The organism is Streptomyces sp. MspMP-M5 (genome assembly GCF_000373585.1).
GTDB lineage: Bacteria > Actinomycetota > Actinomycetes > Streptomycetales > Streptomycetaceae > Streptomyces.
Genome location: NZ_KB891896.1, coordinates 173,610 through 182,612, shown reverse-complemented (window position 1 = coordinate 182,612; position 9,003 = coordinate 173,610). Strand labels below are relative to the sequence as shown.

The 9,003-nt window shown below is 73.1% G+C and carries 8 protein-coding genes; 3 read left to right on the top strand and 5 right to left on the bottom strand.

What is annotated here, in order from left to right:
* Window positions 1-4 precede the first annotated feature (4 nt).
* From mppJ to B073_RS40505, 4 genes are all read right to left on the bottom strand, one after another.
* Window positions 5-1,018 (bottom strand): phenylpyruvate C(3)-methyltransferase, encoded by a 1,014-nt coding sequence (gene mppJ, locus B073_RS0120545; RefSeq protein ID WP_018539962.1) that lies wholly within the window; start codon window positions 1,016-1,018, stop codon window positions 5-7.
* Window positions 1,019-1,199: 181 nt separating this feature from the next.
* A complete protein-coding gene (locus tag B073_RS0120540) occupies window positions 1,200-2,732 on the bottom strand; it encodes a glycosyltransferase family 39 protein (protein WP_018539961.1) in 1,533 nt (510 codons plus the stop codon).
* 53 nt (window positions 2,733-2,785) lie between these two features.
* Window positions 2,786-4,291, bottom strand: a complete 1,506-nt coding sequence (locus tag B073_RS0120535) for a glycosyltransferase family 39 protein (protein WP_026247561.1) — start codon at window positions 4,289-4,291, stop codon at window positions 2,786-2,788.
* 149 nt (window positions 4,292-4,440) lie between these two features.
* On the bottom strand, window positions 4,441-5,616 hold the full coding sequence (locus tag B073_RS40505; RefSeq protein ID WP_018539959.1) for a glycosyltransferase: 1,176 nt from the start codon (window positions 5,614-5,616) through the stop codon (window positions 4,441-4,443).
* Between the two features lie 262 nt (window positions 5,617-5,878).
* Here B073_RS40505 and dhaK point away from each other — a divergent pair, with 262 nt between their 5' ends.
* From dhaK to dhaM, 3 genes are all read left to right on the top strand, one after another.
* Complete coding sequence (dhaK, locus tag B073_RS0120525; protein WP_026247560.1) at window positions 5,879-6,871, top strand: dihydroxyacetone kinase subunit DhaK; 993 nt, start codon at window positions 5,879-5,881, stop codon at window positions 6,869-6,871.
* 136 nt (window positions 6,872-7,007) lie between these two features.
* Window positions 7,008-7,574, top strand: coding sequence for a dihydroxyacetone kinase subunit DhaL (gene dhaL / locus B073_RS0120520; protein ID WP_037812220.1), 567 nt, complete (start codon window positions 7,008-7,010; stop codon window positions 7,572-7,574).
* Window positions 7,571-7,984 carry a dihydroxyacetone kinase phosphoryl donor subunit DhaM gene (dhaM, locus tag B073_RS0120515; RefSeq protein WP_018539956.1) on the top strand — a complete coding sequence of 138 codons (414 nt, stop codon included), beginning with the start codon at window positions 7,571-7,573 and terminating at the stop codon, window positions 7,982-7,984. The genes dhaL and dhaM overlap by 4 nt, the downstream gene beginning before the upstream one ends.
* Before the next feature lie 27 nt (window positions 7,985-8,011).
* Here the strand turns inward: dhaM and B073_RS0120510 are convergent, their stop codons facing one another.
* On the bottom strand, window positions 8,012-8,830 hold the full coding sequence (locus tag B073_RS0120510) for an SAM-dependent methyltransferase (protein WP_018539955.1): 819 nt from the start codon (window positions 8,828-8,830) through the stop codon (window positions 8,012-8,014).
* Between the last annotated feature and the right edge of the window lie 173 nt (window positions 8,831-9,003).

Below are 9,003 nucleotides of genomic sequence, written 5' to 3'. Positions count from 1 at the left end.
GCGGTTATTCGAGTTCGAATACCACGGAGACCGACAGCGAATCGATGGCGTGCTTCTTCACGCACCGCCAGCCGCCCTCTTCGAACACCCCGTCCCATTCGTCGAGGGTCGGCAGATAGACGCCCATCATGTCGTGTCCGAACTCGAATCCCAGGGTGAATACCGGGAGTTCGGTGTCCGGAATGCCGACGGTGCGGGTGGCGTCGCCGAGCAGGAACCGGCGGACGTTCGGGAAGGACTCCCGCAGATTCCGCAGGATCCGCACGCAGTTCTCCCGGGGCCAGAAGTCGTGCCCCATCATGAAGCAGGTGAGCAGATCCACCTCGGCGAATTCCTCGGGCGCCTCGACCTGGTCGATGGTGCGGGCGTCGCCGCGGACGAAGGAGATCCGGTCGCCGAATCCCTTGGCGGCCACCTCCTGCTTCGCCATCTCGATCGCGCCGTCGGCGATGTCGATGCCCAGACCGCGCGCGCCGGGGAACCGCCGGGCCAGCTGGATCAGCCGCTCACCGCTGCCGGAGCCCAGGTCGGCGACGGTGGTGGGCTCGTAGCCCAGGCCGTCGACGGCCGACCAGAACGCCGGGTCGAAGTAGCGCTCGCTGATCTCGCGGCAGGCGTAGCTGATCGCCGCCGCGTCCCGCTGGTAGAAGTCGCCGACGCGGTGGGCGTTCGGCAGCACCTGCGGCATCCGGCGGAAGAGTTCGCCGCTGCCCTGGTTGAGCCAGTGGAACAGGGAACGGTGGTGGTCGGCCTCGGTGAAGTACGGCCCGGCGAGGACCGTCTCACCGTCCCGCCGCACGATTCCCACACTGGCCAGCGCGGTGAACATACCGACCACCGCCGGCCGGTGCAGATCGTGCCGCACGGCGAAATCGGAAACGTCCAGCTTGCCGTTCTCCCGCAGCTCGTCAAGAGCTCCGAGCTCCCACGCGGCGCCTATGGCCGATGAGGCCAGCGTCGAGTTGAAGATGTCGGCCACGGCGCGTCGCGCCTGCGCCTCGGAAACCTCGGTACTCATATCACGCCTCCACCCCAAAGGGGTTCGTCCGCAATTCCATTGGGCGTACGCATTCCAGCGATTTCCAGTCTCGGGTGAACTGCCCGGCCGGGCCACGACTTTTCCCGTGCAGCGAAGCAGGTCGCCCCGCGGCCCGGTCCCGGGGAGAAAACCCCCGCACCGGGCCGCGGGCCGGGCCCCGTCACAGATAGGCGTTGTAGTGCCGGTAGCCGGGCCACTGCGCGGACCAGGGCTGCTTGAGCCCGCGGCAGACCGTGAGCGGCACGCCCTGCTCGGGGTTGTCGATGCCCAGCCCGTTGTCGAGGTGGCCGACGACGGTGCACGAGCGGAAGCCCGCGGCGAGCCGGGCGCGGTCGATGCCGACCGCGAGCACGACGTCGGCGCGCTCCGGCGGCGGACCCCACTTGTGCAGCTCGTTGTGACCGCTGTAGACGCGCGGCAGCCCGTGCCCGTACACGTCCAGGGCCCCCGCCTCGCCGAAGTTGTCGGCCAGCACCACCGCCCGGGCGCGCTCCGCGGCCGGCAGTGCCCGGTAGGCCGCCTCGGTCTGCTGGACCATACGGGGCCAACCCACCGTCTCCAGCGGCATGCTGGCGATCTGGAAGTCGCGCAGCGCGCTCTTGGGGATCACCGGCAGCGACAGCAGCATCTGCGCCGCCGCGCTGAGCACCAGGCAGACCGCGAGCACCGACAGCCGCAGCCGGCGCCGGCCGGTCCACCGGTCGGCGGCCACACACCCGGCGGCCAGCAGCGCGATCAGCAGTCCGCCGGTGTAGTCCGGCCGGCCGCCCTCGATCAGGTACGACGCCGCAGTGGCCGCCAAGTAGCCGACCCCCAGGGCCCGTACGGGCTTCCACTCGGGGACCCGGAACAGCTTCCACAGCCCGATCAGGCAGAGCACGAACAGCGCCGGCCCGAACAGCAGCACCAGGTTGGTGGCGAACATGGCGCGGTTGGCCTCGCCGTCGGTGCCCGCCAGCCCCTCCGCCATCTGCAGCTGCGGGAAGTCATGGGTGGCCTGGTAGATCAGGTTCGGCGCCCCGATCGCCAGCGCCAGCGCGATGCCCACGTACAGCCGCCGCTCCCGGAACACCTTCCGCGGCCCCACCAGCGCCAGCCCCACCAACAGCGCCACCGCCAGCAGCAGCACGATGTACTTGGCGTACAGCCCCACGCCGACCACCACACCGGCCCACAGCCACCACTTCCCCTCGCCGCGCAGCAGCGCCCGCACCGCGAAGAGCAGCACCGCCGCCCAGGCCACGGTGTCGAAGCTGGTGGTGAGGATCCAGTGGCCGAAGCTGAGCACCATGGTCGAGGTGGCCACTCCGAACGCGGTCAGTGTCTGCGCCCGCCGGGAGCCGCCCAGTTCGGCGGCGATCAGCGCGCCGAGCAGGGTCACGACCACGGCACACAGCACCGCGGGCACCCGGATCGCCCACATGCTGTCGCCGAACACCGCCGTCGCCGCGCGGACCGCCATCGGCAGCAGCGGCGGCTGGTCCACGTACCCCCAGGCGAAGCCGTGCTTCCCGAGCAGCCGGAAGTACAACTCGTCGGCGTGGTAGCCGTATTCACTCGCGAACGCGAACAGCAGCACGGCCAGTGCGGCCGCCACCACCGCGATCGGCCGCCACGCCACCGGCGCCGCCCGCAGCGCCGGTGCGCCACCCGCTCTCGCCTTGTTCGTCCTGTCCAGGGACGTCGTCGTCATCACGCCTCATCTCCCGCCGAGTCTTCGCTTCTCCCCCGGTCCCGCCGGGCGGCTCAACCGCTCAAGTAGTGGTAGGCGGGCCACAGCCGGGCCCACGGGGCCCGGCGGCCGTGACAGACCGTCACCGGTCTGCCCTGTTCGGCGTTGTCCACGCCGACGCCGTTGTCCAGATGGCCGACGACGGTGCAGCTGCGGAAGTCGGCCGCCAGCCGGGGCCGTTCGACGCCCACCGCGACCACGACATCGGCCCACTCCGGCGGCGGACCCCACTTGTGCAGCTCGTTGTGACCGCTGTAGACGCGCGGCAGTCCGCGCCCGTACCGGTCCAGGGCCCCGCTCTCCCCGAGGTTGCCGGCCAGCACCACGGCCCGTTTCCGCTGCTCGGGCGGCAGCGCGAGATACGCGGTGCGCACCTGGTCGGCCAGGCGGGGCCAGCCCACGCTCTCCAGGGAGATGTTGTTCAGCGGAGTGAAAGGGGAGTTCTGCGGCAGCACCGGCAGCGCCATCAGCACCTGCAGCACCGCACTGACCGCCAGCCCGCCGCCCAACAGCACCTGCCGGAAGCGCCGTTGGCCCAGCCACCGGTCGACGGCCACCGCCCCCGCCGCGAACAGCGCGATCAGGAACCCGCCGACGTAGTCGGGCCGCCCCCCGCCGTAGAGCGTCAGCGCCACCGCCACGCCGAACGCCGGTGCCAGCGCGCGCACCGGGCGCCAGGCCGGCGCGCGCAGCAGCCGCACCAGCCCCGCCACCCACACCACGGTCGGCACCGGCCCGAACAGGACGACCAGGCTCGGCACGAAGATGACGCGGTTCATCGGCCCGTCGGTGGCGCCCAGCGCGTCGGCCATCTGCAGCTGTGGGAAGTCGTGGGTGGCCTGGTAGATCAGGTTCGGCGCCCCGATGACCAGCGCCAGCGCGATGCCCGCGTACAGCCACCGGTCCCGGAACACCTTCCGCGGACCCACCAGCGCCAGCCCCACCAGCAGCCCCACCGGCAGCAGCGCCACGATGTACTTGGCGTACAGCGCCAGGCCCAGCACGGCGCCCGCCCCCACCCACCACCTGCCCTGGCCGCGCAGCAGCGCCCGTACGACGCACAGCAGCAGCGCGGACCAGGCGAGCAGGTCCAGGGTGGTGGTCACCATGATGTGGCCCACGCCGAGCACCAGGAACGAGCTGCCCAGGCCCAGCGCGGCCAGGGCCTGCGCCCGCCGGGAGCCGCCCAGTTCGGCGGCGGTCAGCGTCCCGAGCAGCACCACGGCGCCGGCGCACAGCGCCGCCGGCACCCGGATCGCCCACACGGAGTCGCCCAGCACCTGGGTCGTGGCGTGCACCAGTGCGGGCACCAGCGGCGGCTGGTCGGTGTACCCCCAGGCCCAGCCGCGCTCGCCCAGCAGCCGGAAGTACAGCTCGTCCACGTTGTAGCCGTACCGGCCGGCCAGCGCGAGCAGCAGCACGACGACGGCACCGGCGACCGCGCCGGCCGTCCGCCAGGCCGGCCGCACCCGCGGCCCGGCAACCGGCACCTCCCGCACCTCCACAGCGACCGCCCCCACGTCCACCGCCCCATCCGCCGTCGTACGTCACGTCGCCGTCCGGTCCGGACGGCGCGATCACCGCCTGGAGTCTCCTGTCGGGCCGGGGCGGACCGCCACGAGTTTGCGTTGTCAGCTAAGCAGCGCGCCCACCTGGGGCGCGGGCCTCCTCAGGCGGTGCGCTCCTCCCCCGCACCGCGCACCGCCGCGGCCCGCCGGCGCTGCCTGCGCCGGTAGATCAACGTGTCCACGAGCAGGAACCGCACCACGAACACCACCACCAGGCTCAGCACCGTCGCCGGCACCGGCCCCATCCCGGCCCGCTCCACGAGCAGCACCATCAGCGGGATCCGGGCCGGCAGATCGAGGTTGCCGAGCGCCGCGAACCCCGCCAGCCGGCCGGCCCAGTGCCCCCGTTTCACGCTGCGGTAGACCAGGAAGTCCAGCAGGGCGAAGTTCCAGGCCACCCCGAGCTGGTTGGCGAGCACCTCGGCCACCGCGTAGTGCAGCGAGGTGAGGCCGGTCAGCGCCCCCAGCGCCAGCAGCTTCGGGACGAACCCGGAGACCCCGATCAGCCCGAACGCCACCATCCGCGCCCGCTTGTCGCTGCTGCGCAGCTCCGCGAGGTGCCGCAGGAACCGCAGCCCCTCCCGCACCGTCGACTTGGACTCCCCCGCGAACCGCTCCCCGAACGCGTACGGCACCTCGGCCACCCCGCGCGGCCGGCAGCGCACCGCGAGCTCCAGCAGGATCTTGTACCCCAGCGGCCGCAACCCGCCCTCCTGCCGCGCCTCGCCCGCCCGCCCGGCCCGCTCGACCGCCTCCCGCCGGATGGCGAAGAACCCGCTCATCGGGTCGGACACCCCGCGCAGCAGCCGCGGGAACAGCGCCTTGGTCAGCGTCGTCGACGCCCCCGACACCGCCATCCGGTACCCGCCGGCCAGCCCGCTGCGGCTGCCGCCCTCCGCGTACCTGCTGGCGACCACCAGTTCGGCCCCGGCCCGCTCGCCCGCCCGCACCAACTCCGGCATCAGATGCGGCGGGTGTTGCAGATCGGCGTCCATCACCACGATCCACGGCTTGCTGGTCCGCGCGATCCCGGCCACCACCGCTCCGCCGAGCCCGCCCTCGGGCACCTCCCGGTGCAGCACCGCCACCGGGATCGGCACCCGTCCGGCCGCCTTCTCGATGACCTCCGGCGTGTTGTCCGTCGAGTCGTCGACGAACAGCACCTCGACGTCCCACCCCGCCGGAACCGCCGCGCTCACCACGTCCAGCAACTCATCGATGTTCCCTGCCTCGTTGAACGTCGGAACGATCAGCGACACGGCCGGCGCGGAAGCCATGGCTCCTCCTGAGGGGTCAGCAACTGTCACCACAGCGGCCACCAGATCCCAGGACGGCCCGGAACTCACCATGTTTTACGGAGAAGTCAAACTGACCGACCGGCCGTTCGACGTGCTCCGTTCGGGCGTCCGTCGCGGCGGAGCGACCTCGTGGACGGCGGCGGCGCGTCGGACGTCTCGGGGCCCGATACTTGATCCGCCGAGGTGCGCCCGGGAAGACTCGGATCATGGCCCTGCTTGCCGAGCTCCCTGGGAGGTACCCGTGAGGATGCTGATCAACGTCCCCGAGACCGTGGTGGCGGACGCCCTGCGAGGGTTCGCCGCGGCGCACCCGGAGCTGGTGGTGGACGTGGAGAACCGGGTGATCGTGCGGCGGGACGCGCCGGTGGCGGGGAAGGTGGCACTGGTCTCCGGCGGGGGAAGCGGGCACGAGCCGTTGCACGGGGGGTTCGTGGGGCCGGGGATGCTGGACGCGGCGTGCCCGGGAGAGGTGTTCACCTCGCCGGTGCCGGACCAGATGGTGCGGGCCGCGGCGGCGGTGGACAGCGGGCACGGGGTGCTGTTCGTGGTGAAGAACTACACCGGCGACGTGCTGAACTTCCGGATGGCGGCGGAGCTGGCGGAGGACGAGGGGGTGCAGGTCGCCACGGTGCTGGTGGACGACGACGTCGCGGTGCGCGACTCGACGTTCACGGCCGGGCGGCGCGGGACGGGGGCGACGCTGTTCGTGGAGAAGATCGCGGGCGCGGCGGCCGAGGAGGGGATGCCGCTGGAGCGGGTCGAGGCGCTGGCCCGGCAGGTCGTGGCGTCGTCCCGGAGTTTCGGTGTGGCGCTCAGCGCCTGCTCGACGCCGGCCAAGGGCGGTCCGACGTTCGAACTCCCCGAGGGCGAGCTGGAGTTGGGGGTGGGCATCCACGGCGAGCCGGGGCGGGAGCGGCGGGCCATGATGACCGCGCACGAGATCGCGGACGCCGCGGTGGACGCGGTGCTGGCCGACCTCCCGCCCAAGCTGCCGGTGCTGGTGCTGGTGAACGGCATGGGGGCGACGCCGCTGCTGGAGCTGTACGGCTTCACCGCGGAGGTGCACCGGGTGCTCGACGAGCGCGGGGTGGCCGTCGCCCGTACGTTGGTGGGGAACTACGTCACGTCGCTGGACATGGCCGGCTGCTCGGTGACGCTGTGTCAGGTCGATGAGGAGCTGCTGCGGTTGTGGGAGGCGCCGGTGGCGACGGCCGGGCTGCGGTGGGGGCGGTAGCGGGCGGCGCCGGGTGCCGTCGGGAGGTGCACGGTGTTGACTGTCGCAGACGTTGTCAGCTGTCGGTTGTCCGGTTGTGCAGAGGGGTGATGGTGTGGTGGACGTGACGCTTGACGGTGCGTTCTTCGTACGGTGGATGGCCGCGGCGGCCGGTCTGGTCGAGCGGGAGGCCGCACGGCTCACGGAGCTGGACTCGGCCATCGGCGACGCCGATCACGGGACCAATATGCAGCGCGGCTTCGCGGCCGTGGTGAAGGCGCTGGAGAGCGAGCCGCCCGCCGCGCCGGGCGCGGTGCTGATGACCGCGGGGCGGCAGCTGATCTCGACGGTGGGCGGTGCGGCCGGGCCGCTGTACGGGACGCTGCTGCGGCGGGCCGGGAAGCGCCTGGGTGAGGCGCCGCAGGTGACGGTGGCGGAGCTGCAGGCGGGGCTGCGCGCCGGGCTTGCGTCGGTGCGGGAGCTCGGAGGTGCCGCACCCGGCGACAAGACCATGGTGGATGCCCTGGTGCCGGCCGTCGACGCGCTGGGGACCTCGCCGGACGCGGCCGCCGCGGCGGCCGACGAGGGGGCCCGGGCGACGGTGCCGATGCTCGCGCGCAAGGGCCGGGCCAGCTATCTCGGGGAGCGGAGCGTGGGGCATCAGGATCCGGGGGCGACGTCCACCGCGCTGCTGTTCGCGGCGCTGGCGGAGGTGGCGCGATGAGCGGTGCGCAGCCGGTGGTGGGTGTGGTGCTGGTGTCGCACAGCAGGGCGGTCGCGGAGGCGGTCGCGGCGCTGGCGGCCGGGCTGGCCGGGGACGGCCCGAAGGTGCCGGTGGCCGCCGCGGGCGGGACGCCGGACGGCGGGCTGGGGACGAGCGCCGAGCTGATCGCGTCCGCGGCGCGGGAGGTGGACCGCGGCGCGGGGGTGGCGCTGCTGGTCGATCTCGGCAGCGCGGTGCTGACGGTGAAGGCGCTGCTCGCCGAGGGCGACGAACTCCCGCCGGGCGCCCGGCTGGTGGACGCGCCGTTCGTCGAGGGGGCGGTGGCCGCCGTCGTCAGCGCCTCGGCCGGGGCGGATCTGGCGGCGGTGGTGGCGGCGGCCGAGGAGGCGTACGGCTACCGGAAGCGGTGAGCGCCGGACCGCCGCGCGGACGCCGGGTCAGGGTTTGCGGGCGACGGCGGCGTAGCAGGCGGCCTCGCCGTCGGTGACGTGGGTGGCGTCCTCGGGGCGGTCGGGGCGCCACTGGTGGGAGAGGGTCACGCCGGGGTCGAGGAGTTCCCAGCCGTCGAAGAAGCGCACGAACTCCGCGCGGGTGCGGAACTGCAGCTCGGTGCCCGCCTCGCGGTAGATCCCGAGGATCCGGTCCATGGTGTCGGGGCTGAAGTCGGAGGTGGCGTGGGTCATGGCGAGCGTACTGCCGCTGGGGAGGGCGGCCTTGAGGGCCGCCACGACGGTGTGCGCGCGGTCCCGGCCGTCGTCGGTGACGAAGTGCATCAGGGCGTTCAGGCTGAGGGCGACCGGCCGGGTCAGGTCGAGGGTGGCGCGCAGCTGCGGGGCGGTCAGGATGCTCGCGGGGTCGGTGACGTCGGCCGGTACGTACGCGGTGCGGCCCTCGGGGGTGCCGTGCAGCAGGGCCGCGGCGTGGGCGAGCACGATGGGGTCGTTGTCGGTGTAGACGACGCGGGCGTCGGGGGCGGTGCGCTGGGCGATCTCGTGGAGGTTGGGCGGGGTGGGGATGCCGGTGCCGATGTCCAGGAACTGGCGCAGGCCCGCGGCGGCGAGGTGCCGGGTGGCGCGGTGCATGAACGCACGGTTGATGCGGGCGGCCACCAGCGCGGCGGGGAAGACGCCCAGGACCCGGCCGGCGGCCATCCGGTCGGCCAGGAAGTTGGTCTTGCCGCCCAGCATGTAGTCGTAGATCCGGGCCGAGTGGGCCCGGTCCAGTTGCAGGTCCACCACGGGCTCGTGGTCGTTCATCGCGCGCTGCCTCCCGCCGCCGGATGGTCGCTGGCAGGGCGCTCCCCGGGGAGCGGTGACCGCCGTGGTGAGCACTGCCCGGCGGGGGAGCGTTCATGCGCCGGGGCGGGGCCGTGCACGGGGCGCCTGGTGGCGTGCGCCGGGGTGCCGGTGGTCGTGTGCGGATATCGGCG